The sequence below is a fragment of the Paenibacillus tyrphae genome (assembly GCF_027925525.1).
Lineage (GTDB): Bacteria > Bacillota > Bacilli > Paenibacillales > NBRC-103111 > Paenibacillus_G > Paenibacillus_G tyrfis_B.
Window position 1 is genome coordinate 1 of the sequence record NZ_BSDJ01000014.1, and the last position, 24591, is coordinate 24591.

General features: G+C 46.2%; 20 protein-coding genes, 4 pseudogenes and 1 CRISPR repeat array. Of the genes and pseudogenes, 17 read left to right on the forward strand and 7 right to left on the reverse strand.

Annotation, left to right across the window (positions count from 1 at the left end):
- Window positions 1-60: 60 nt before the first annotated feature.
- The 3 genes and pseudogenes from QMG93_RS18130 to QMG93_RS18140 form a co-directional block, all read right to left on the reverse strand.
- Window positions 61-645: a hypothetical protein gene (locus QMG93_RS18130; protein WP_253413848.1), complete on the reverse strand. Its 585-nt coding sequence runs from the start codon at window positions 643-645 to the stop codon at window positions 61-63.
- A gap of 314 nt (window positions 646-959) precedes the next feature.
- Window positions 960-1673 (reverse strand): hypothetical protein, encoded by a 714-nt coding sequence (locus tag QMG93_RS18135; protein WP_281938851.1) that lies wholly within the window; start codon window positions 1671-1673, stop codon window positions 960-962.
- A gap of 153 nt (window positions 1674-1826) precedes the next feature.
- A pseudogene (locus tag QMG93_RS18140) lies at window positions 1827-1934 on the reverse strand (aspartyl-phosphate phosphatase Spo0E family protein); the annotation flags it as partial.
- A 309-nt stretch (window positions 1935-2243) separates the two neighbouring features.
- Between QMG93_RS18140 and QMG93_RS18145 the strand changes: the two are divergent.
- From QMG93_RS18145 to QMG93_RS18180, 8 genes and pseudogenes are all read left to right on the forward strand, one after another.
- Window positions 2244-3518: a helix-turn-helix domain-containing protein gene (locus QMG93_RS18145; protein WP_281938852.1), complete on the forward strand. Its 1275-nt coding sequence runs from the start codon at window positions 2244-2246 to the stop codon at window positions 3516-3518.
- A gap of 342 nt (window positions 3519-3860) precedes the next feature.
- Window positions 3861-4082, forward strand: a complete 222-nt coding sequence (locus QMG93_RS18150; RefSeq protein ID WP_010498098.1) for a Spo0E family sporulation regulatory protein-aspartic acid phosphatase — start codon at window positions 3861-3863, stop codon at window positions 4080-4082.
- A 26-nt stretch (window positions 4083-4108) separates the two neighbouring features.
- The gene (locus tag QMG93_RS18155; RefSeq protein ID WP_010498097.1) at window positions 4109-4570 is read left to right on the forward strand and encodes an AbrB/MazE/SpoVT family DNA-binding domain-containing protein; all 462 of its coding nucleotides are present in this window, start codon (window positions 4109-4111) and stop codon (window positions 4568-4570) included.
- Window positions 4571-5994: 1424 nt separating this feature from the next.
- Window positions 5995-6594 carry a TetR/AcrR family transcriptional regulator gene (locus tag QMG93_RS18160; protein ID WP_281938856.1) on the forward strand — a complete coding sequence of 200 codons (600 nt, stop codon included), beginning with the start codon at window positions 5995-5997 and terminating at the stop codon, window positions 6592-6594.
- 68 nt (window positions 6595-6662) lie between these two features.
- Window positions 6663-7535, forward strand: a complete 873-nt coding sequence (locus tag QMG93_RS18165) for an NAD(P)-dependent oxidoreductase (RefSeq protein ID WP_281938858.1) — start codon at window positions 6663-6665, stop codon at window positions 7533-7535.
- Between the two features lie 66 nt (window positions 7536-7601).
- Window positions 7602-8070 (forward strand): annotated as a pseudogene (locus tag QMG93_RS18170) (LLM class flavin-dependent oxidoreductase); the annotation flags it as partial.
- Between the two features lie 85 nt (window positions 8071-8155).
- A pseudogene (locus QMG93_RS18175) lies at window positions 8156-8653 on the forward strand (LLM class flavin-dependent oxidoreductase); the annotation flags it as partial.
- An 83-nt stretch (window positions 8654-8736) separates the two neighbouring features.
- Window positions 8737-9675, forward strand: a complete 939-nt coding sequence (locus QMG93_RS18180) for an alpha/beta hydrolase (protein ID WP_281938864.1) — start codon at window positions 8737-8739, stop codon at window positions 9673-9675.
- A 361-nt stretch (window positions 9676-10036) separates the two neighbouring features.
- A CRISPR array of direct repeats spans window positions 10037-10799; the repeat unit is 30 nt; unit sequence GTTTCAATTCCTTATAGGTACGTTCAAAAC.
- 337 nt (window positions 10800-11136) lie between these two features.
- Here the strand turns inward: QMG93_RS18180 and QMG93_RS18185 are convergent.
- On the reverse strand, window positions 11137-12882 hold the full coding sequence (locus QMG93_RS18185; RefSeq protein ID WP_281938866.1) for an ABC transporter ATP-binding protein: 1746 nt from the start codon (window positions 12880-12882) through the stop codon (window positions 11137-11139).
- Window positions 12883-13041: 159 nt separating this feature from the next.
- On the opposite strand from QMG93_RS18185, the gene QMG93_RS18190 reads away from it, so the two are divergent.
- The 4 genes from QMG93_RS18190 to QMG93_RS18205 all read left to right on the forward strand — a co-directional run bounded on the left by QMG93_RS18190 (window position 13042) and on the right by QMG93_RS18205 (window position 18526).
- A complete protein-coding gene (locus tag QMG93_RS18190; RefSeq protein WP_413789307.1) occupies window positions 13042-14484 on the forward strand; it encodes an ABC transporter permease subunit in 1443 nt (480 codons plus the stop codon).
- 12 nt (window positions 14485-14496) lie between these two features.
- Complete coding sequence (locus QMG93_RS18195; protein ID WP_281938868.1) at window positions 14497-16005, forward strand: ABC transporter permease; 1509 nt, start codon at window positions 14497-14499, stop codon at window positions 16003-16005.
- A gap of 193 nt (window positions 16006-16198) precedes the next feature.
- Window positions 16199-17977 (forward strand): ABC transporter substrate-binding protein, encoded by a 1779-nt coding sequence (locus QMG93_RS18200; protein ID WP_413789309.1) that lies wholly within the window; start codon window positions 16199-16201, stop codon window positions 17975-17977.
- A 93-nt stretch (window positions 17978-18070) separates the two neighbouring features.
- Entirely contained in the window at window positions 18071-18526 is a 456-nt protein-coding gene (locus QMG93_RS18205; protein WP_281938873.1) for a hypothetical protein, read from the forward strand.
- 317 nt (window positions 18527-18843) lie between these two features.
- Here the strand turns inward: QMG93_RS18205 and QMG93_RS18210 are convergent, their stop codons facing one another.
- Window positions 18844-18936 (reverse strand): hypothetical protein, encoded by a 93-nt coding sequence (locus QMG93_RS18210; protein WP_281938874.1) that lies wholly within the window; start codon window positions 18934-18936, stop codon window positions 18844-18846.
- Between the two features lie 910 nt (window positions 18937-19846).
- Here QMG93_RS18210 and QMG93_RS18215 point away from each other — a divergent pair.
- The gene (locus QMG93_RS18215; RefSeq protein WP_281938877.1) at window positions 19847-20089 is read left to right on the forward strand and encodes a hypothetical protein; all 243 of its coding nucleotides are present in this window, start codon (window positions 19847-19849) and stop codon (window positions 20087-20089) included.
- Window positions 20090-20288: 199 nt separating this feature from the next.
- Window positions 20289-20375: a putative holin-like toxin gene (locus tag QMG93_RS18220; RefSeq protein ID WP_413789310.1), complete on the forward strand. Its 87-nt coding sequence runs from the start codon at window positions 20289-20291 to the stop codon at window positions 20373-20375.
- Between the two features lie 370 nt (window positions 20376-20745).
- Here the strand turns inward: QMG93_RS18220 and QMG93_RS18225 are convergent, their stop codons facing one another.
- Complete coding sequence (locus QMG93_RS18225) at window positions 20746-21192, reverse strand: hypothetical protein (RefSeq protein ID WP_281938879.1); 447 nt, start codon at window positions 21190-21192, stop codon at window positions 20746-20748.
- 608 nt (window positions 21193-21800) lie between these two features.
- Window positions 21801-22049, reverse strand: a pseudogene (locus QMG93_RS18230) (YolD-like family protein).
- A 542-nt stretch (window positions 22050-22591) separates the two neighbouring features.
- Between QMG93_RS18230 and QMG93_RS18235 the strand changes: the two are divergent.
- The 3 genes from QMG93_RS18235 to QMG93_RS18245 all read left to right on the forward strand — a co-directional run bounded on the left by QMG93_RS18235 (window position 22592) and on the right by QMG93_RS18245 (window position 24539).
- Window positions 22592-23089, forward strand: coding sequence for a DinB family protein (locus QMG93_RS18235; RefSeq protein WP_281938881.1), 498 nt, complete (start codon window positions 22592-22594; stop codon window positions 23087-23089).
- A 422-nt stretch (window positions 23090-23511) separates the two neighbouring features.
- A complete protein-coding gene (locus QMG93_RS18240; protein ID WP_413789308.1) occupies window positions 23512-24117 on the forward strand; it encodes a TetR/AcrR family transcriptional regulator in 606 nt (201 codons plus the stop codon).
- A complete protein-coding gene (locus tag QMG93_RS18245) occupies window positions 24114-24539 on the forward strand; it encodes a DUF3995 domain-containing protein (protein WP_281938885.1) in 426 nt (141 codons plus the stop codon). The genes QMG93_RS18240 and QMG93_RS18245 overlap by 4 nt, the downstream gene beginning before the upstream one ends.
- Window positions 24540-24591: the final 52 nt, after the last annotated feature.

Here is a 24591-nt window from a genome sequence, read left to right on the forward strand (position 1 = left end):
AGATGCGAACAAGAGCCCTTTTTTTGCATTATTCCACGTAATCAAAATCGCCGCTCAAGGCTATTTGCTGTAATACTTTTCTAGCACATTAAGAACAGACTTTACTGCTTCTTTTGTAGTAGCAGTTTTTGCAGTTGTTTTTGCATTTTGAGTTACAGTAACAATAAGGTTTTTATATGTGTAAGTCGCCATATCAGTTCTATCCAACAATTCACGATCAGCTCCGTCGTATCCTGAAGTAGAATCCCAAGCAACCAAGTTGTTTCCCATATTTACTTCTGTATAAGCGAATCGTACATATAACTGGATTGATTTATCATTATTTTCAAATATAAATTGTTGTTGCGTTGTATTTAAATCACTAACTCCACCTTTAAGAGTAATTGTATCCTTTTTGTTAAATGTAAAATCTCTTTCTATTAAAAAAATTGTTTTCATTGGTGGAATTAAAGAAAAACCACTTATAACTATATTGTTTTTAAAATTCTCCATTAATTTTGTGAAATCATCGTAGTTTTGTGTGTTTTTAATTTCTGTAATGTTTTCGTTGGATGCCGTGATTGTTGGTTTATCGGTTTTATCCGAACAACCTACTAGACTAATGGAAATTATCAAACTACTGATTAGAAATAACGATGTTTTCATCAATACATCCCTCCTAGTAATAATATTACTTTTACTACAATATATTCTAATCTTGTAAAACTATAAAAACAAGTTGATCAGTATTTTTAATAGTTATTTATGAAAAAATGTATTTAGGTTGTTGATATAACAAAAATTGATAGTGATGAAAGAATTCCCAATACGAAGAGAGTTAACATTACCCAATAAATTTTGAGTGCAAACGCGGTTTGTTGGCGGGTACCCCTTGCATTGGGCCTTAGTGAAAAAGCTGTTTTAAGAAAGATTATTAAAAAGAGTAGGCGTATATATGCGCCTACTCTTTTTTTATCGTTTTAATTAGACGTTGTGCTTGTAACTTCGATATTCACATCGTTCATAGATACCGCATATCCACCAGCAGTCTCCTGATAAACTCCTACCTGAGAACCACTTGAAGCGTATTTTCTCCAAGTTAATATCCCGCTCGAATTAGCCGCAACTTGATAATTTGTTAAAAAGACTGTTGTGTATGGTTTTACAGTTTGGTTCGCACCATATTTTGTACCACTTGTCCATTGTCTCTCGTAGCCCCAGGTGCCGCCTACATTCACTGTTAATTTAGCAAAAAACGCTGCCTTAATATCTGCACTTCCACTAATGTTAACTCCTACATTCCACTTTCCTGAAGTAGTATATGTTTGTTCATACTGGATTGACGCATCACCAGCAGTACTGTTTTGATAGCGGAATGTTCCAAGATTCTGATAACGCCAATCCTTAGTTACATAATTTGGATTATAAGATTCAAAGGAATACGTATAGCCATCGCTCGGTGGACCCATTGTACTTATTCTTTTTGAAAGTGGGACAACTTCCGTGATGTTCCCATTTAAATCCGTTTCCCAAGCTCTAATTTCAGGAATTGGTTGTTTTTGAGAAACTTTGGAATCCGCCAACTCTTGTACTTCGCTAGGGATTTTTTCTTGAGCATTGGCATAGACACTAGAAGTTGTCAGTGTGAGTACAGTGAGAGCATAAACAGCAATCGTTCTAATCGGAATTTTCAAAATAAATACCTCCTCCTAAAACACTTGTCATTGCCCTGTATTCGGCGTCGTGTAAATCCTTGATACCGTATAACCGTTCAAATATTGCGCCGATCCGAGCGAGATACAGAATCCGTTCCTGACTTTCCCCGACCAACAACTTTTCATACTGCATCATCCGCACACCTTCAGCTTTAGTTTAGAGTAAGAAGACTTTTGAGCCGCCAAAATGTACCGATCTAAACGTTGGCTGAGCTGCACCACCTCCTTATCAGAAAACGAGCCTTTTCGCTCCTTTTAGGAAGCAGTTGAACAATTTGTCGCGACCTCATCGTTCAAACATAATTTATCATAACAACACAAAATATGGGATAGGAACAGGTGTCTATTTTTGTTTCGATAGTTTCCTCTAAATGTACAAGTAAATACATATAATACCAAAAAGTGGTCTAGTTTTGTAGAATTTCATCGAATAGTTGTATCTCGTGTAAGAATTACGGGGATTTTGTAAGAATCAATAAATTGTAAGTCTGAACATACTTTGCTATAATTAACCAGTGTAAAATTTTGGTCAAAGGGAAGGTATGTATTATGGTGGATATTAAGCATCAGAATAACGCCATCGCAGATTTCATCTTCCAACTTAGAAAAGAGAGAAACTTGTCTTTCGCTGACCTTGAAGAACTTACAGGGGTTAGCAGAGGAGTTCTTCATAAGATTGAAATTGGAGAAACGAAACATCCAGAATATAAGACAGTGAAGGCGATTTCCCCAGTACTGCTCGTTCCATATTTTCAAGTCATTGAAGGCTACATTGAAAATGAAAACCGAGTCGATACTTTGTTAGAAATTCTAGCTGACATTATTTCCCGCGAGGAAACCTGTAGCCTTGCACCCAAGGTAGCATTACGTTTACTTGAATCTCCCAACAAGGGGACGGAAGAATCGCTTCAACGATTGTTTAATTTTACACAATCAATAAAGGATAATTCCCTTAAGGTAACACTATTTGAGGTTATTATTCAATATTCGAGATGGCACGGCACAATGCCATACTTAGCAAAAGGATTATTTCAGAAGTATTTAATCATACGACTTGATTTAAAACAAATGGAGGAGTCGTTTTTCGACGGGAAAGAGATATTAAAATACACTGATTTCTTGTCACATGAAGAAAAAATAACATATTACATTAGAATGGGACTCCAAGCTTTCGCTTTAAAAAAACACGAGGAATGTATTAAACTTTGCAGTGAAGGCATAAGTTTAGAAAATCGAGACACTGAGCTAAAAGCAAGAGCTTATCTAGCCATGATTAATTCTTACTCACAATTAAAGCATTATGATACGGTTGAAATATATTTGGACGTATTTGAACGGTTTGAGTACGATTTTGTCGCCGAAGCTGCTAATATTACACGGGCAATAACCAAAGCAAGAAAAGGGGAATATGATATTGCCACTCCACTGCTGCGAAGCTACATGAATGAACTAAGCAGCAAATACAAAATAAGCATTGCAACCGAGCTTATTGAAATTTATCTGCAAACAAAAGATATGAAATCGATTGCGGAATTGCTTGAAAAAGAACAAGAATTTTTGCCGCCTGACAATCACGAAGATCCGCATACATACTATGGTATTGGAGTGTATTACCGTCAAAAAGGGTCCTATCAGCTCGAAACTGGGTTGATATATGAGGGGATACAAAGCTTTGTTCATAGCATGAATGCTTTTGGGAAAATTAATGAAATTAAAGAGAGAGAGGCGTGCATGAATCAAATTTTCACCTATTTTTTGAAATCAAATAAACAATTGGATTTACAGTATGTACGTATGCTGAAAGAGGTGTATAATATATATTAATGATGCCAAATTAAACCATTAATTTGGAGGTGAGTGATATGAAGAAGCTCGTCTTGTTGGCAGTTCTGTCTTTCCTTTTTATTGGAACTGTTCATAATTTTCCTCCTGCTCCGTACCATGATGTTTATTGCCAAAACGTGGACGTCACACCCGGTTATTAACGAATACTTGAAGTTAGTTTGAACGTTCATTTAGTTTCATATAGTGCTGATAAAACGCCCGGACCTAGTGTTCGGGTTTTTTGTATTTATTTCCTGTATCAACAATTACCTAAAAACAAAAATTGCCATACAGCGAAGTATACTCAAATCAGGAAATCAAATGGTAAAAGGAGGAATTTACATGACGCAACAAGTGACTGGAGAGGAGGCTCCCGCACAGCATAAAATTGATCATTTAAATGATCAAGCGTTACAAAACGCAATGAAAATCATCCTAAACCAAATGGAAGAGGCAGTACGGCAAGGCGAAAGCTTAACGAGTGAATATATGGTCCAACTGAGCCAACAATTAGATGCCTACGTTTTAATTGCTCAAATTCGAAAAATGCGATGTGCGAGCTAGTAATCGTTATTGGTTGAGGTGTGCTTATGCAAGAGGATAGAAGAACCGGAATTGTTAGAGTGGTCGACAATGTAGGAAGAATCATAATTCCTATAGAGCTTAGGCGTGCATTGAATCTTGATACCAACGTTAAGACAGAGTATTTCTGTGATGACAAGAGAAAGGCGATTATGGTTTATAGATATCATAGCAAAGAATGTTTGTTTTGCTTGAGTGAGAAACAAACCATTTACTTTAAAAAATTTTATATTTGTATGTCCTGTATTCAAAGCCTTCCGGCGCTTCAAGTTTTCTTGGCGCGGGTAGAACGTGAACGAGCAAGTGAGAGAAACAAGAAAGACAATGCTCCAAAAAGGAAAAAAGCAATCGATCGGCTACATCGAGCGATGAAGGAAAACCCTAGTGCCTCACAAAGAGAGTTAGCCAAAATCTTGGGATGTTCTCCAGCATGGGTCAGTAAGTTGATTAGGGGCTTACAGAGGAGCTAAACACCATATAAAAGGAGTCCTGATCTGTCAGGGGCTCCTTTTATTTTCTCAAAAACGATGAGATTTTTTCGCAAATTTAATGCGACGCTACACAATTCCTCATAGGTAAGTTCAAAACTTATTACGGCCATCAAGGGGGCGATGGGATGGACGTTTCAATTCCTCATAGGTATGTTCCCCCCCCACATGGCTCCAGCAACTCACGGAGATCATCCAGATTTCAATTCCTTATAGGTACGTTCAAAACTGTATGGGGCAAATACGCTTATTCCAGAGGGTTCGGAATTTCAATTCCTCATAGGTACGTTCAAAACTCACTGAAAAAACGGCAAAAACTTTATACTCAGGAGAGTTTCAATTCCTCATAGGTACGTTCAAAACGGCCGCATGAACGCGTAGTGCTCGTATCTTCGAGCCAGTTTCAATTCCTCATAGGTACGTTCAAAACTTGCAAGCGTGCTGTCCGGGAAGGAAAAAGAGCCGTCGTTTCAATTCCTCATAGGTACGTTCAAAACCGAGTAGTTCACGATCGGCATGAACATCCCGTCGCTAGTTTCAATTCCTCATAGGTACGTTCAAAACCGATGAAATGAGGAAAATAAAAGGATATAATCAGAGTTTCAATTCCTCATAGGTACGTTCAAAACCCGTAAAAGTGCCTCTACCACGCCATTTTCACTTTTCCGAAAAGGACGTAGCGCCGCACACAAACGCCAAGATCCCTTTTCTCACACAGCTATCGTTGTCGTCGATCTCCCGGCTTTTTTGCAACATTGGAGGTCGACGACAAAATGCATAGTTACATTATAAGGCTTTACCCATCTTTTTCAACCGTATTCATTCCGCTTTAGTTTCTCCTAGACCGCTCAAGATAATTTTACCTCTTCAATACTCTACCTTCAATATCTTCCAGCGGCAAAAGCTAAACCATTGGAGAAGTCTTCCATTCCTTCGGACATCTTCGGCAGCATGCGAGATTCATTTTACTATTTCTCACCTCCAAATAAGCGGGAAGTTTATGAGCACAGAGAACGAAACCGACTCCTATAAATTTTCTATCCGAAGACCTGCCTCATTGGGTAATGGAAAATTGATTGCGTCCATTTATTCCATGCCTTATGATATCGCGCAGCACTAACTTATTATCGATATTTTTTTCGTCGTAATTCCCCTACCCGATAATCCCCCAAACCCTACCTAAAGCTACCCTTCAGCAACCACCACCCAATGACCCTTCTTCACTTCAACGAAGCAGCGACTTCGTGTAGGCATACTGCGGGTTCTCGTACAGTTCCTCGCTTTCAGCCAGCCCGCAAATTTATAGATCAGAGAGAATTGTACGACATCATAGTCCGTAAGGTAAACAGTTGAAAAAATAAATCTTCTTTCACCCTTTCTGGACTGATTGGTTCAGATATGTTATATTGCAATTACGGGAGGTGTTACTCATCGCTAGGACAAAAGAGTTTAACGAGGAGCAAGCGCTACACCAAGCGATGCTGTTGTTTTGGAAAAAGGGTTATGAGGCAACAAGCATTCCGGACTTGCTGCAAGTCATGGGCATTAGCCGATCCAGTCTTTACGATACTTTTTCCGACAAGCAAGCATTGTACATCGCTGCACTGGAACATTACAAAAAGGTTAGCTTCAATAAACGGGTCATTCTTGAACGGGCATCAAGCGTTAGAACAGGACTTCGACAATATTTTGAGCATCATATTGCGACAGCGTACGATACTAGCCTGCCGGGCGGGTGTTTTGTAACGAACGCAGCTACAACACTGGAATCGCCGGATGAAAAATTAAATGAATTGATAAAGACAAGTTTTTCAAATTTGGAACAGGCTTTTTACGAGCTTTTGGAAAAAGGCCGGCAATCCGGCGAAATTGATAAAAATACAGATGTCAAAGCGCTGTCTTACTTATTGCTAAATTTACATCAAAGCGTCAATGTCATGGCAAAAGTAGATCCAGATCAGCAACGCGCAAAGGACATGATAAAAATTGTCATTGAAGGAATATAATTTTTTTTGACCATATTGGAACGATCGTTCCGTTATCGTAATTCATAATAAATATGGAGATGAGACTTATGAAAGTATCGTTTATTGGGCTTGGAAATATGGGCTTTCCAATGGCACAAAATTTGTTGAAAGCCGGTTATGAATTAATCGTCTTTAATCGTACCCCTGAAAAAGCGGAACCCTTAATGCATCAGGGAGCACGATATGCCGAAACACCGTTGGAGGCAGCCAAAGAGAGCAATCTTGTAATAACCATGCTTTCTGATGATGCCGCTTTGGAGGAGGTCGTCGAGGGACCGAATGGAATTCTGAACGGATTGCCGGAAACAGGGATTCACATATCTGCAAGTACGATAAGTGCAGATCTGGCTCGGAAATTATCTACCGCGCATGCAGAGAGAAAGCAATACTTTGTTTCCGCCACGGTGCTGGGTCGTCCGGATGCCGCTAAAGCAGCTAAATTGCGCATCCTTTTGGCAGGTCCGGAACAAGCCAGGCAACGAGTAATGCCTGTTTTAGCAGCATTGGGTCAAGAAATATTCGAGATTGGGGATCATGGCGAAGAAGGGAATGTTGTAAAAATAGGCGTAAACTTTTTAATTGCTTCAATGCTGGAAGCTTTGTCGGAAGCGCAGCTGATGGTGGGAAAGCACGGTTTAGAGCCGGCCCGCTTTATGGATGTCGTGAATGCTCTTTTTCAATCTCCGGTATATCAGAACTATGGAGCGATAATGACAGAACAGCGCTTTGAACCGGCCGGTTTTAGAATGAAGCTTGGGCTGAAAGATGTTGAACTGGCTATAAAGGCAGCGCAGTCCGTCCATGCCCCTCTGCCTCTGGGCCAGCTTATTCATCATCATTTTTCTGTAGGAATGGCCCAAGGTTATGGTGAAATGGATTGGACGGCTTTAATCCGTTGTCTAGAGCATTCTTCTAAATAATTTGGGTTGCCCCGAATCTCTGTTGGGCGTAGTGCAGAAGAAAAATCAAAAAAGGTGAGATGAACCATGGAAATAGGTGTTACTTCGTTCGTAGAAACAAAGCCTGATATTGAGACTGGTATAGTGATAAGTCACGCGCAGCGAATACGTGAAGTCGTCGAAGAAATCGTTCTCGCAGATCGGGTGGGACTTGATGTTTTCGGCATTGGCGAGCATCACCGGGAAGATTACGCTGCTTCTTCACCGGCAGTTGTGTTATCTGCTGCTGCACCTCTAACTAAACGAATTCGGCTGACTAGCGCTGTAACGGTCCTTTCATCAGCCGATCCTGTACGTGTGTTTCAGGATTTCGCTACGCTTGATGGCATCTCCGATGGACGTGCCGAGATCATTGCAGGCAGAGGTTCCTTTATTGAGTCTTTTCCGTTGTTTGGTTATGACTTACATGATTATGAGGAGCTATTTAATGAAAATATCGAACTGCTTCTGAAATTACGGGAATCCGAGAAAGTAACATGGAGGGGAGGCCATAGACTCTTGGGTACCTCCGCTGCCAATCCATATGGGTAGAGAGTCCTGAACGGGACGCGGGTACACACCAAGATTATGAATCGCCGGCCGCCGTACGTGCAGGTCTTCTGGGCCTGCCATTGATCCTGGCGATCATTGGCGGAAGTCCGACGCATTTTGCACCGCTTGTACAGCTTTACAAGAAGGCGGCAGCCCATGCTGGACATGATGTATCACGGCTTCGGGTAGGATCTCACTCAATCGGATTCATTGCAGAGGATACAGAGTTGGCGGCAGATACATTTTTTCCGTCTACTCAGGCCGGTATGAATAAACTCGGCAAAGAACGAGGGTGGGCGTATTACGACCGGTCCAGTTTTGATGCTGCTCGACGTTTTGAAGGCGCATTGTATGTTGGCGACCCGGAAACGGTTGCCCAGAAGATCATCCACCTGCGCAAGCATGTAGGCATTACACGCTTTATGATGTATGTACCCTTAAGCACGATGCCACATGAGTTGGTCATGCGGGCCATCGAGCTGCTCGGAACCGAGGTTGCTCCGCGGGTAAGAGAGGAAATTGCCAAGTGGGAAGCTGAGACGGAATAAGGAGTATCCATTCAAACGTCCTTCAGAACACGAGAATGAATGAAGATCCAATTTCGTTTCATTATATTACCGGAGGGATTTACATGAATATGGATAAACGTATATTGCCGGAATTAAGACAGGCCTTTGCACAATTTCCAGGGTTTCAATTGGAAGAGAATTTGGAGTGGAGCAGAAGTCTGGTGTCGGCTCCGCCTGTGAAGAAGTCAGAGCATGTACACATAACCAGTCGAATCATTCCGGGTGCTGCAGGTGAGATGCTGGCTAAAATTTACGAACCTGCCGGACGAAAGGACGACAAGCTTCCAGCCATGCTGTGGATTCACGGAGGCGGATATGTGATGGGACATCCTGATATGGACGATGAGTTGTGCGAACGCTTCGTTCAGACGGCTGGATGCGTTGTCGTGTCGGTGGATTACAGGCTTGCTCCCGAGAACCCTTACCCAGCAGCTATCGAAGATTGTTATGCTGGCCTGGTCTGGATGACAGAGGAGGCGGAATCGCTGGGAATTGATGTGAACCGGGTTGCCATTGCCGGCGCAAGCGGCGGCGGCGGGCTGACAGCAGCACTCGCGCTGATGGCACGTGATAAAGGCGGACCATCTATTATCTTTCAAATGCCGTTATACCCGATGCTCGACAACCGTAACATCGCGCCATCAAGCCATGAGATTACGGAAGATCGCGCAATCTGGAACCGAACGAACAACTTGGCCGCTTGGAACATGTACCTGGGCGAGGAGAACGATGCCAGCGAGTTATCTCCCTATGCGGTACCGTCGAGAGCGGAGAACTTGACAGGGCTGCCACCAACCTATACATGTGTAGGTCAGCTTGATCTGTTCCGAGATGAGACGATCGAATATGTAACGCGGCTTGCACAAGCAGGTGTAGATGTCGAATTCCACCTGTATCCCGGATGCTTTCACCTTTTTGAAAGTTTCGTTCCAGAAGCGGAAGTGAGTCAGCGCGCCGTTCAAAGCTATATGGATGCGATGGCCCGGGCACTTCATACTTAATCTATTCAGATTGTAAGAATGGACACGGATATATGCAAAGGCCGGAAAACAGTTTCTATTGCGGTCATAATGAAACCATTGTGTCAAGGAGCATCTTCTCCTCCAAGGGAGAGGATGCTCTTGTTGCAGCTTCCCCAACGACGGTGTACGGTATATGCAGTGCTTCAAGTTGATGCAGGTTTAACGCCAATCATGTTGCTCCGGATACAGGTGTCGATCCGTAAAGACTTTTTTCCTTCGAACCCAGATCCTCTTTTTCGAAGCTCTAAATGTTGGGAATCCAAAAATATGCCTAGCTGGAACAACCTCGACTATGACGCCTACAGTCGCCGAAGGATGTTTCAATTTTCCGTCGAATCCAGTTTCAATTCCTTATAGGTACGTTCTAAGCGCGTTCGGTCGTACTGTGGAATCAAACGAGCTTATCGGTTTCAATTCCTTATAGGTACGTTCTAAACGAGGAGGAACGGCGCGGCCCATTGGTAGGCGAAGTTGTTTCAATTCCTTATAGGTACGTTCTAAACTGTACAATTCGTCGGCTGCTTGGAAAATTTTTTCTTTATTGTTTCAATTCCTTATAGGTACGTTCAAAACGATTCCCCCTTTCATAGCCGGCTATTTTTTACTTTGGTTTCAATTCCTTATAGGTACGTTCAAAACTTCCGGCAGCTTCATCAGAGTATAGGTGTGGGGACTTAGTTTCAATTCCTTATAGGTACGTTCAAAACTAAAATTTTAGGAGGTTATCATGCCAAAATACGAGGGTTTCAATTCCTTATAGGTACGTTCAAAACTCAATACACGCTCCCTATTCATTTTGTATCTAAGTAATGTTTCAATTCCTTATAGGTACGTTCAAAACCCGATCGGTCCTAGCCAAGATAGGGGAAGGTGAACAGTTTCAATTCCTTATAGGTACGTTCAAAACATTTCCTTTTGCATATTGCATTGCTGGATTTGTTTCGTTTCAATTCCTTATAGGTACGTTCAAAACCTTCCGCAGTACAAAGAACCATACCGCGATAATAAGTTTCAATTCCTTATAGGTACGTTCAAAACATTTGATTTCTCCTTTCCTCTTTACTTACAAATTAGTTTCAATTCCTTATAGGTACGTTCAAAACCCACAAAAACGCCGTCGTTACGCTATTCCCACATATCTAACAAACAATTCTCCCTCACGCCAACTACCAAAATCCCTGTTCCCGCGCGGCCCTCGTTGTCGTCGATCCCCCGGCTTTTTTGCAGCATTGGAGGTCGACGACACAAATACACAGTTACATTATACAACTTTTCCCGTTTTCTTCCAACAGAATTAAACTCTGGCACTTTGTTTATTCCCTATGGCTTAAGCTAATTTTACCTCTTTAATATCCTCGCCTTCAATCTCTTCCAGCAGCCGAACACAGCGAACGGAATCGACCCTAATTCCTAATCCCCTACCCGCTCATTCCCAAACCCTCACCTAACCTGCCCTTCTACAACCGCCACCCAATGCCCCTTCTTCACCTCAACGAAGCTTGAGCGCTCCAAGCCGTACGGGTCCGCCTTCGAGGACTCCTCCACAGCGGTGAACGTCTTCTGCGATTCCACCTTCGGATCGGGAACCGGGATCGCGGCCAGCAGCGATTTCGTGTACGCATGCTGCGGATTCTCGTACAGCTCCTCGCTCTCAGCCAGCTCCACGATCTTGCCTTTGTACATCACCGCCACGCGGTCGCTGATATGCTTGACCATCGACAGATCGTGCGCGATAAACAGATAAGTAAGCCCCAATCGCTGCTGCAGCTCCTCCAGAAGCTTGACGATCTGCGATTGGATCGAAACGTCCAGAGCCGACAACGGCTCGTCGCACACGATAAATTCCGGCTCGATGGCCAGAGTGCGAGCGATGCCGATCCGCTGGCGTTGACCTCCCGAGAATTCGTGAGGATAACGCATGGCATGCGCAGGGCTAAGTCCGACCATATCAAGCAGCTCTTCGACCCGCTTCTGCCGCTCCTTTTTCCCTCCTGCGATCCGGTGCACGTCCAGCGCTTCGCCAATGATGTCAACGATGCGGAGGCGCGGGTTCAGCGAGGCATACGGATCTTGGAAAATCATCTGCATGTAGCGCCGCATCGTCTTCATTTCGCCACGGTTGAGCCGGTTCAGCGCAATCCCTTTGAAAAGCACCTCGCCCCCGGTAGGCTCGTTCAGACGAAGAATCGCTCGCCCTGTCGTCGACTTGCCGCTCCCGGATTCGCCTACGACGCCAAGCGTCTCGCCGGCCCGGATATCGAAGCTGATATCGTTGACCGCCTTGACGATCTGCCCCTTTCCGAGATCAAAATACTGCTTCAGCGACCGCACCTCCAGCAGCGGACGATCCTCGGCCGACCTCTTGATGAGCGGCGCGGGCTTCGGCTTCTTCTTCTCGTCCAACCGGGGCAGCGCGTTCAGCAGCCGGATCGTATAGGGATGCTTCGGCGAGTAGAAAATCTCTTCCGTCGTGCCGGTCTCGACGATCTCGCCTTCCTTCATGACGACGACGCGGTCGCACATGCCGGCAACGACGCCCAAGTCGTGCGTAATGAGGATGATCGAGGTACCCAGCTTTAGCTGAAGCTCCTTCATTTGGTGCAAAATCTGCGCCTGTATCGTTACATCCAGCGCAGTTGTCGGTTCGTCGGCGATCAGCAGCGACGGACGGCAAGCGAGCGCAATGGCAATCATCACCCGCTGGCGCATACCGCCGGAAAATTCATGAGGATATTGCATATAGCGCGCCTCGCTATACGGGATGCCGACCATCCGAAGCATCTCGATCGCTTCCCTGCGCGCCTCCGTCTTGGAAAGCTTCCGGTGCTTGATCAAGCTCTCCTCGATCTGCTTGCCGATCCGCATGGTCGGGTTGAGCGAAGACATCGGGTCCTGAAAAATCATTCCGATCTCCCGCCCCCGGATCTGCTCCATCTCTTGTTCGGTTTTATAGGCCAAATTCTGGCCTTGGAATAAAATCTCTCCGCCCTTCACCATCGAAGGTGGCGAAGGCAGCAGACGCATGATCGTGCGCGCCGTGACACTCTTGCCGCTACCGGATTCTCCGACGATCCCGAGCGTCTCGCCTTTGCGTACCTCGAAGCTCACATTCCGGACGGCTTCGACTTCTTTATCGCGAGAATAAAATGAAACGGATAATTGGTTCACCTGCAATAACGTATCCATGGAGTCACCTGCGTCGAATCGTAAATTTTGAAAAAAACTTGGCATCATCGTCGTTAGTAATTGTTGACATTTTCCAACCCTTATCTTAAAATCTACTATATCAATCGGAATAATGCAAATAGAAAAATGCTAAATTTACTTGAAAGGGAGCGCACAAGCTTGACAGGGCAAACGGTCGTGACAGGTTCCCGTCTCGTTGACCGAATCGGGAACATCTACTCCAAAATGTTGCTGCACCCGGCTTATCGTTTCCTGCTGCTGCTCGCAGGGGCGCCCGTAAACGTCATCGTCGGCATCGTCTACTTATATGGACGCAAACGGAAGGCGCATCAAGAACTGCACCGAAGTCTGGAACGCAAGCTGCTGGAATCCGGCTACCGGGACCGGATTTTAACGGAAACGAAGGAGCAGTTGACCCGGAAGCATCATTTTTTCAACCAACAGGTCGATCAGAAGCAGCTGGAGCATGAAGCGGAGCGCATAACCGCCGAAAAATTCAAGGAAGCTCTGCAGCGGCAGGTCGAGGCTCATCTGGAGCAGCACCACGAGACGCAGGTCACGTTTGCGGAAACGTTTCGGATGTTGATCCAAAACCCGGCGTTTCTGGCTGTAACTTTCCTGCCGGGCATCCTGATGTATGCGCTGATCGGAATCTACGGCAACGCTTATCTGAAATACATCGTGGAGCGGCTGGTTATGACGGTGCTGGTCATTTTCGGCGTCGCCTTTCTGGTCTTCACCATCCTGTACATATCGCCGATGGAACCGGCCGCCAATATTCTCGGGGAAACCGCGACCGTCGAACAAATTGCCGCATTCAAAAAGCTGTACGGACTGGATCAGCCTTATCTGGTTCAGCTCTGGGATACGCTGAGAGGCATCCTAACCTTCGATCTCGGCAAATCGTTTGCCGGCAACGAGGAAGTTACGACGGCCATCGCCAATAAATTCCCCGTGACGTTGACACTCACGGTGATATCCACGATCGTCGCGGTGCTCATCGCCCTGCCGATCGGTATTATATCGGCGACGCGGCCGAATTCGTTTTTCGATTATACGTTTATGTTCATCGCGCTGCTCGGCTTGTCGATCCCGAACTTCTGGCAAGGCTTGATCTTTATCCTGAATTTTTCGATCAAGCTGCAATGGCTTCCCGCTACCTATAATCCGGGGAATGGGCTGTCGATGATCATGCCGGTTATCGTTCTGGGCACGGGGTTAACGGCGGCGGTTGCGCGGATGACCCGCTCTTCCACACTTGAGGTTATTCACGAGGATTACATTACGACCGCCAAAGCCAAGGGGCTGTCCCGCAGGCGCGTCCTGTGGAGGCACGCGGTAGGCAACGCGCTAATCCCGATCATTACGGTCATCGGACTTCAGTTCGGCGGAATGCTCGGAGGGTCGGCCGTGACCGAGAAGGTGTTCAACATTAACGGCATCGGGAGCTATATCGTGGACAAGCAGTTCATCCCGGACATTCCTGCGATTATTGGCGGCGTCGTCTATACCGCGATCGCAATCTCTATCGTCAATGTCGTGATCGATATTTTGTACGCCTTTTTCGATCCAAGAATTCGTTCAAAAATGAAACAATACTAGCAGGTGGCAGCCGTGAATACAATTCAACCAAACAAACATGAAATCCACTTCCGGCTAGCCTCTTGCCCGGAATACAGTCAAGCCGGCTTCTCCGGCATTGCTTCGCTCGGAATCGCCCTTGTGCTGCTGCTGAACAGCTACGAAGGGTCCGGCGCGGTCTGGAAGCCGACCGTCTTGGCTGCTTGCGCCGCCTATCTCGTTTTTGGGCTGCTGCAGTTAGCGGTTAAGTTCCTGATCAAAAGAGACCTGCTTCGCAGCGGCGAGCTGCAACGGAGGACTCGCCGATTAGGCTACGTGCTGCTGCTCAGCTTGCTGACAGCCAATATTTTCGTCGGGACGGCGGCTTTCCAGCTCATCAAACGCAAAAAGAGCGCCGCCTACACATTAGCCTTTTATACGCTGCTAACGACCTTGTTCGTCTTTGCCGTCTCGGCCTTGAACGTATTCAAGCCTTACGTCGCCAATACGTTCCTGCAAGGCATGGCGCTGCTCATCGTGGCAGCCGTGCTCCAACTGGTCGCCTTGCTGCTGGTGGCGCGCTATGCAGATGACAAGATTTTACCCAAGTGGATGTGGATCGTCGCCATCGCGCTGTTGGCAACCGCCGTAACGGGCAACCTGTTCGCCTTGTTCCTCGGCCTTCTGTTGATCGCCAAGCTGCGCGACAAGGAACAGCTGTCGGACTCGAAGCTTCATCATGCCGTTGAGCGCCTGTCCAGAAGCTCCACCTCGATGCTCGGCCTGTTTTTTATTTGTTTCCTGCTTACCATCGCCGTGTGCAGCTATCTGACGTTCGATTACGGAATGGCGATCGAAAACAACTACGGGACGATTTTGCAGGCTCCGAGCCTGGCTTATCCGCTCGGCACCGACAATTTCGGACGCGACCTGTTCTCCCGCATCGTATTCGGCGCGCGGATCTCGCTGTTCGTCGGCTTCTTGTCCACGCTGATCCCCGTTGTCGTCGGGGGGATTCTGGGTGCGATCTCCGGTTATTTCGGCCGACAGACGGACAATGTGATCATGCGGGCGCTTGATATCCTGTACGCCATTCCGGGCATCCTGCTCGCGATTGCGATCATTGCCGCATTTGGCGCCAACACCATGAACCTTATTCTCGCGCTGAGCGTCGGAGCGATCCCCGCCTATGCCCGGACGATGAGGGCGAACGTCATGCTCGTCTCGACGCTCGAATACGTGCAGGCGGCGCGGGCTTTCGGCTCCGGTGATCTGCTGATTTTGTTCAAGCATATCATTCCCAATTCGCTCTCTCCGATGATCGTCAAATCGACGCTTACCATCGGGAGCGCCGTCATTTCGACCAGCAGCTTGAGCTTTCTCGGGCTCGGCGTCGAGCCGCATATCCCGGAGTGGGGCAACATTCTAAAGGTCGGCAGCGCGTATCTGGAGTCGCATTCGTTTACGGCCATCTACCCGGGTCTGGCGATCATCGCGCTGGTCCTTTCCTTCAACTTCTTGGGAGACGGACTTCGCGACGCGCTCGATCCGAAGCTTGAGTAAGGCTGCCGTCTAGGCAAGCAACGCATTCGGAATCCTCATCCATACTCTAGCTCCCTTCCGAGTTCTCGAATCCTGCAGGGGCGATAACTGAATGTGTGTGAGTTCATATTTTAAAACTTATTTTCACCAGGAGGGACTTCCATTGAAGAAAAAGGGGAAATTGCTCATTCCGGCGATTCTTGGCGTATCGCTTATGCTGAGCGGGTGCACTTTAACAACCAAGGACGAACAGGCGCAATCCAAACCATCGTCAGAACAGCCGGCGAGCGACAGCAGCAAAGTCGATATCGAGCTGCTCGCTATGAGCTCCGGAGAGGCGGACGTCAACATTATCCGCGATCAACTGACTAAGAACGGCTTTAACGTCAAGCTGAACCTTCAACCGGACTACGGCTCGTTCAAGGCACAGCAGGACGCAGGCAATTACGACATCTCCCTGTCGGGCTGGACCACGGTAACCGGCAACCCGGATTACGCCGTGCGCTCGCTGTTCAAAACGGGTGGCGACTACAGCATTGTGGCCGACAAGGAAATCGACGAGCTGATCGAGAAAGCTTCGACACAGACGCAAGGAGAGTACAAAGATACGTACAAACAGCTTGAGCAAAAGCTGGTGTTCGACAAAGCGTATATCGCCCCTCTGTACATCTCCGTCAAATCGCAGGCTTTTAATCAGGAGGTTCTGAAAAAGGAGTCCGTACGGCTGTCGAAATCCCGCTCCCTCCCGTGGGAAGAGCTGGATTTCAAGGATGAGGGGAAGCGCGCGAAAGACCCGATTATCTTGCAATCGTCCATGCCGACCTTGACGTCGCTCGACCCGATCAAAGGAAACGACGGCTCGATCAACATCATCAATACCAACATGTACGTGCGCTTGCTCAACCTGACGGATGACGACAAGCTGACCGCCGAAGGCTCCCTGTCATATAACTTCGCCATCGCCGAAGGCAATACCGACTATTACTTCATCCTGCGGGACGACATTAATTTCGCTCAAATCAAGGATAAGCTGGCCGTCGATACGGGCGAGCGCGTAGGCGCAGACGATGTCATCTTCTCCCTGCTGCGTGCGAAGGACAAAAATTCGGTGCCGAACCACCGAACGTACACGCTGCATGAGCACATTAAGAACGCAGAACTCGTGACCGACCCGGCTGTTCTGGAATCGATCAAGCAATCCGGCAGCTCCGAAACGGTAAAAAGCGGTCTGGAGAAAGGCCTTGGCGCCAAAATCTCCGCGCTGGTCTCGGACAAGAAACAAGCCAACAGCAAAGAAGGCAAATATCAGGTCGTGAAGCTGACAACGACCAATCCGTTCCCTCAAGTGCTGAACTACCTGGCTCACCAATCGGCGGGCATCGTGTCCAAGAAGCAAGTCGAGAGCATCAACACGTACGATGTAGCCAAATTCGATGTTAACAAAGACATCCCGTACGGCGATCAAAACACGGTAACCGAAGGCGCGAAATATAACAACACCCTGTTCACAAGCGGTCCGTACATCCTGTCTTATAAGAACGATTACGAAGCGATCTTCCTCAAAAACCCGGCTTACATGGCAGGCACGAAGCACGAACCGAAGGTAAACAACATCAAGATCCGCTTTATCAAAGACGCTGACAGTTCACTATCCGCACTGCGCAGCGGCGAGATTCACCTGTTCTATAGCGTGCCGGAGACGAAGTTCGACATCGTCAAAAGCGACAGCAAGCTTTCGCTGCAAACCATGCCGAGCAACGCCGTCTCGTACCTGCTGTTCAACACGAAAAACCGTGAAGTGGCAAAAAGCGCCGATTTGAGAAAAGCGGTGCTCTACTCCATCAATCAAGACGAATTCCTCGCTTACTACAAAAACAATAAATTCAAAGCCATATCGACGGTCAGCCCGATCGTCCAAACCGGCCTTGAGCTCAAAGCCGATGCCGGCAAAGCCAAAGAGTTCCTGAACGCTTATAAAGCTGGCAAAAAATAAGGATTTCAACGATAATGAAAAGGGACTGCCTCAACCGGGCAGTCTCTTTCTTCACAAACTTTCGAACGCCTATATAATAAGGAGCGATCATCCATGTCTTCTTCCGATAAAAGTAAAGCCAAGCTGTCGCAGTGGGATGCCCTCATGCTGGAATCGTTAAACGCCTACGGTTGGTCCAAGGAGGAACTGCTTCGCCGCATCCATGCCGGCGAACTGCCTCAGGACGCGAGCAAGTTCAAGTTCGACTACAAGCTGCTGACCGCGTCGGCGGCGAGCGATCCGGCCGTCTTCGAAGAGGCCGTCTACAACGGCTACCAGATCAAGTTCAGCACGCTGCGGGGCATCTCCAGTTGGCTTCTGCTCGCCTTAGGCGAGGAAGCCGAGCTCAGCCTGGAGCCCGGACAGGAATCGGTTACTGCCAAGCTGAATGTGGAGGAGCGTGACCGGCTGGCTTCGACGCTGTCGTACGGCTGGGTCATCCACGGCGAGCACACAGGAGCGGCCGACGAGAAGTCGGCCTACCGTATCGAGCCATTAAACCGGTTGTAACGAAGTGTGCACGACGGAGTGATGGAGCAACGAGGCCGCCGATATCGTTTTATCGGCAGCCTCGTTTTTTCGTGGATTTTGAGCCACGATTCTCGTTAGTTTAGTCGTATTTTTGAAGTCTGTTTAATAAAAAATCTTTGTGTTCTTCTGACAGTCTCAACAAATGGAATTCCCCGTTTTTTACAAGAGCATTGATCCTAGCAGACTCTTCCCAAGCCATATCATAAAGTTGCTTATCAATAATGCCATTCTTATATGCTTCTTCCAGTCATCCGCATCCTTTTGGACAACTTCTCCTGACGGTAAAATGATGATATCTAAATACAAGTCATTATGTTGTTTTCGCCAACTCCGTTCATGTAACAGATATCAATGTACCATTGAACAACTTTCCCTCTTGCATCAAACATTGTTGTCACCGAATGACGTTTATCGGATGGGAACTCCACAAAATAACCGTCATCCGCAATACAAATATTTTTATCGTCATAGGTAACTTATTAAGGTTCTGTAACTTTGTAAATTTCAAGAAGCGTTACATGCCCTTTATAGCTCTCTGTTTCCAAATAAGACTGAGCACATCTTCTCTCCACTACTCGCTTCCACTCTGCACGATCTCCGTATTTTCTTTTCAGGGTCTTCGTCTCCAAAGCACCGATTGCGTTGATCATTGTGCCCCGCGTGCGTGTTATAGGAAGGGCGTTTCTTCAAGTATTTCAATTCCTCATAGGTACGTTCAAAACATAGTTAAACCAGAATCGATTCAAACGCGAATGGTTCATAGGTACGTTCAAAACTCGGATTATGTCCGAACGGAAGGGAGAGGCCCATGAGGTTTCAATTCCTCATAAATTGAAATGTACCTATATTGAATCCGTGTAAATCTTTAAAACCCTCCATTATCGAGGGTTTTTCCTGTTCGTATCTGTTCGTAATCCCAGTGAATTTTTGTTAATCCAAGTGAAGTGTGTCCCCATTTTGTCCCCAATCTTATTATTGCTACCCCATTCCAATAGATTTATCATAATAAAGACAAAATAATACAGCAAGTACTCCAGCCGATGGAGATAAAAAAGGTGCAACGGTAAGATGAAAAAATTCCAACTATATTACTTTTTTCTTTTTTAGTAGGTTACCAAATTGGAGCATCTCCTGTAAAAGAAGATTTTAAAACCTATGTTAATGAAATTAAAAATGTCGGCACTGATGAAAAAGAAATATTAGATGCTTACTCTAAAGTCGTTGGCACAAATTATAAAAATGACGAGGAAACTTATCAGATTCTAACTCAAGCTGTCTTACCAAAATATAATAACTTAATTGCCAAAAATAGAGAAGATCAGGCCGTCCACTCCTGAAGTTAAAGCCATTCATGAAACATATGTTTCCGCTTCAAACAAGCAATTTAATGGGCTCACTCAAATTCAAGGGGCACTGGAAAACAACGATACTAAATTAGCGGCAGAAGCAAATGCTAAACTTGCGGAGGCAAGAAAGGAAATGCGGGATTACCAAGATAAAGTCAAGGAAATGGCCAACAAGTTTTCGGTCAAATTAAACTAATAATCGCTAAAAGAAAGCTCCAGTGTAACCGGGGCTTTTCCTCTGCTCTTCTCCATATGATAGGGATGATAGTAGATTTCTGGGATTAAACGATGTATAATATTTCCTATGCAATAGAACGGCTTATATGGGCGGTCGGCTAACCTCTCGGAAGGGAGGTGATGCCTGTGGAGGTTAAGGACACTTTGACGTGACGCTCATGATCAGTTTCGGTTCGCTTATTATCACGCTGCTGACGTTGGTCGTGACTATCATCTTGATGCTTATCCAAAACAAAAAGAAATAGACCGCCCTTTTTGACAGAGGGATACGGTCTATTTCTGCACCATAACTTTATTGAAGCCAACCCCCTTAAAAGCGACTATTGTGCGGGAGTCGTGTTGCGAGCACGGCCTTCTTTCAGTATATGCACGAATTTAGAAGCCAATAACTTTATTTTACTGGAAGCTAGTATATTTATCAATACAAGTCGAAGGAACTCTCTGCCTTAGTGGAATCTAACAAAGACGGCTTATGCAGTAGCGTACTCCCAACATATTGGAGAAATCCGGAGAAAAATAAAGATCGGCCCTTGCCCGAAATGCGAACAAGAGCCGTTTTTTTTTGCATTGTTCCACGAAATCAAGATCGACACTCAAGGCTGAAAATCAATGATTTTAAAAGTCGCTAGTTTTGGAAGCAGCTTTACCCCAATAGTGACCATTAACGTTATTCTCGCCACCGGAGAAAGTGACGACATAGTCTCCCGATTTCACACCATCCGCATTTTTATCCCAACTATTCCAGCTCCAAGACGAGTTACCCCAAAGCGTTTCAGAGATATACACAAACCCACTTGCTCTGTGTTCCAAACTAATTTTAACCGGTTTGTCAGAATTATTTTGAAAATGCAGTTTGACATGTCCATAGTCTGGATTGATAGTAAAAAATCTTGTTACCGTGGACTGATCCTTAAAATTGTCGTTCCATTCCTTGTCAACCGCCATAGGACGGATATCCCTTCCCACTGCACTAGGGTTTACATTGTCCTGTGCGAAGGCAGAAGCAGACAAGGAACAAACCAGAGCAGTAGCTACAACAGCGGATACGATTTTCTTTTTCAAAGCAATCCCTCCTAAAATTTGTAATATATGAATTACAGAAATATAATACTATATTTAGGATTTAATTACAAGTCATGGAAAATAACAAATTCATCAAAGGGTGTAAAGAAATCATCTTGAAAATTTTGTTGACATCAATATTTTAATTCATTTTATATGACCCATATTTGATTATATATTCCAATATTTCGGAGGACTCCGAACATATTAACGTATGTTGGATCAAAAAGGTTGCATAGATCCTAAAATTAAATGGCCTAAAAAACGAAAAAAGCCACCATCATTAGTTCAGAGAACCCGATCGGTGGCTTTACCTACAACTAATCGTGATGTGAATTTTATTGCGGTACCCGTCATATACACGTTCTTACTGACAGCATTTCTCTCAAAAGTTGCACCTATAACAGCGCCCGCTCCAATACGTGCCCCTTCACAGCCAAGTGCATAAATTAGCTCGTTAAACGGAAAACCTCTAGCCCGCCTGAATTTTTTGTCCAAACCATCTGAATAGGTTGATATGAGTCCCTTCCCCCTCTTGTAAGATATTATGTATTATTTTTACATTTTTTTCAAATCAACTTGAAGATAATTAAATAGAAACCCCGAATTCAGGATCCGGGGCTCTCTACCTTCATAATGTCTATAAACGGTACCTTCTTCTCTTCACCGTGCCGGTTAACATGACCAATTTGTCCTAGAATCCATCTTCGTGATCTGGCCATGCACCTGCTCCTCCATCCCCATACAGTCAGCAAAACCTCAGCGTCCTCATCTTTTGCCTCGACCAATTGATCCCCCATCTCCTCCAACTCGAATTCATCACGTGTCGGGCGTTTCGGTACTTTCGACTTAGCCATGGCAAATCTCCCCCTCACTTGTTCAGTTCTGCCATAATTGCTTGAACATGCTTTCCTATCCTCACACTAATCGTCGCTTTCGCGACATCTCGACTGATTTCAAACTTGTCCTCGGATCCTTTATAGATGTATCTGAAGTGCAGATCGGTATCTACCTGATCATCTTTGAATACCTTGATGCCTCGTGTCCGCAGTTCCTTGTTAATGTTAGCGAGTTCTGAATGCACTCTTCTCATAAGCACTTCTTTAGAACCATATAGAGCTTTCTTAATGAGTACGTTGAAAGCGAAATCTCTTTCCCATTCTTTTCAATCAACGTCAACATGACCGGCAGCAGGACAGCGTCGCGGATCATTTCGAGTTCTTCTCGTGCTGGGATTTGTGCCTTTTTAGTTTCAATACATGTCATCCCGTGTCCGATAGCTATGAACCGTCAACAGTTGGAAATATGGCTGGAGCAAAACTGCAACCAGGTCTGAGACAAGCTTTCCACTCGACCGGGTTTATAGTATGCTAGCCATATAAGGGAGGAGAGGGAATCTATGGTGAAACAACTAATCATCGGAGACGCCATGCATGAGCTGGCCACTACGCGCCGCATTCTGGAGCGATTGCCCGATGAGCATATGACGTGGAAGCCGCACGTGAAATCGATGACGTTGGGCGGGCTGGCCACGCACCTGATCAACTTGCTGAACTGGCAAGTCGCGATTTTTCTTTACCCGGAATTCGATCTTTCGACCGTGCCGCTTCGACGGGAACCTTTAGGAAGACGCGAAGACGTGCTGGAGGAATTCGACGCGAACGTCGTCAAGCTTGAAAAGCTGTTAGCCGAATGCGACGAGAAAACACTCGGCGAGGAATGGACCTTGCGGAACGGCGACCATATCATCCTGCGCCAACCGCGGGCGATCGCGCTCCGCACCTTCGGATTAAGCCACATGGTTCACCACCGGGCGCAGCTCGGGGTTTATTTGCGGCTTCTCGATATTCCGGTGCCGGGCCTCTACGGTCCCTCGGCCGACGACGAAGGCAAATGAACTAAGAAGCACCCGAACAGTCGCAGGGCATCGGCATGACCGCCGTGCTATGCGACTGTTTTTTTCAGGACCCTTAATATACACAACCGTTCTACGAGAACACCAGCTTTGATTCCATCCCTGGCGCTCCTCGGCAAGTCTGTCACGATACCTCGTAGCAATTGTTTTAAACAAAGCCACTATCTCCCCTTTCAATGCAAAAAGGCCCAGCTACAAGTGCTTGGGCAATTACCCGGCACTTCTTCAGACCCGGACCTCTCCTAACTATTCAAAAAGCAAACCAGCCGTTTTCCAACGTGCAATCATCTCAAAGTACCTCGCACTTCTACCGCTTGACAACTAGAACAATCAGAGTAAAATTATGACCAAAGTCATTTTATGACCGTAGTCATTTTTTTCGAAAAAGGCGGTGACCCTCCCCGATGCTTAGAGCATCCCGAAAACAAGAATTGAAAGAGCGCATTTTCGCACAGTCCATAGAGCTGTTTAAAGAAAAAGGCTTCGACAACGTAACGGTCGAGGAAATTACGCAAGCCTGCGGGATTGCAAAGGGAACGTTCTATAACTACTTTCCGAAAAAAGAAGCCGTGCTGCTCCATTTAGCCGTATCCCAGCTCGAATCCGTCCATGAAACCATCCAACACAACAAAAACATGCCGGATCTGAAGCGACAATTGCTGCACCTCTTCAGCAACTTGTTTCATCCATACGCCGAACAACCGGACATGGTCAGACTGGTCGTGTCGGAAATGATGCGCGCCGACATGTTCATCAATGCTGAAATGAGAATCATCGCAAAGTTCAGGCAAGCGCTCGCTGCACTACTTGAAGATGCAAAAAGCCAAGGACAACTCACAAAGCAAGCGGCAAGCGAAGATATCGCGGCAGTATTGACTGGCGTTTATTTCAACTCGCTAATGATCTGGCTTTCGGCAGGCACCGATGCGCTACAAATCGAGACGCTATTCCAGCGACATTTCGATATCGTGTGGGAAGGCATCCGTTCGGGAGGAGCTGTAGAACAATGATAGCCATCATCGTCATCTCTGCCCTACTGCTTATCGGCATCAGCGGTCTCCATGTTTATTGGGCCTTCGGCGGCACCTGGGGTTCGGGCGTCGTGATACCGGAAACCCAAGCACAGCAGCCCGCTTTCGTTCCGGGTAAGGCCGGGACACTTGCCGTCGCTGTTCTATTGATTGCAGCAGCGCTGCTGCTATTGACGGAAGCGGGAGTCATTAAAGCATTTTCCGGCTTTTTTGTCGTTACTTGGGGCTGCTGGGTATGCGCGATCGTATTCGGACTGCGAGCCATCGGCGATTTCCGGTATGTGGGCTTAACGAAACGGTTACGAGGAACGCGCTTCGCCACCTTGGATAGTTATTTGTTTACGCCTCTATGTTTGTGGCTTTGTCTTGCTTTTATATTGGCGATCCGAATAGGAGGGTGAATGCCGGGGGAGGTGGGAAAACCGGGGAGCGCAACAAGACAACTTGCGAGGC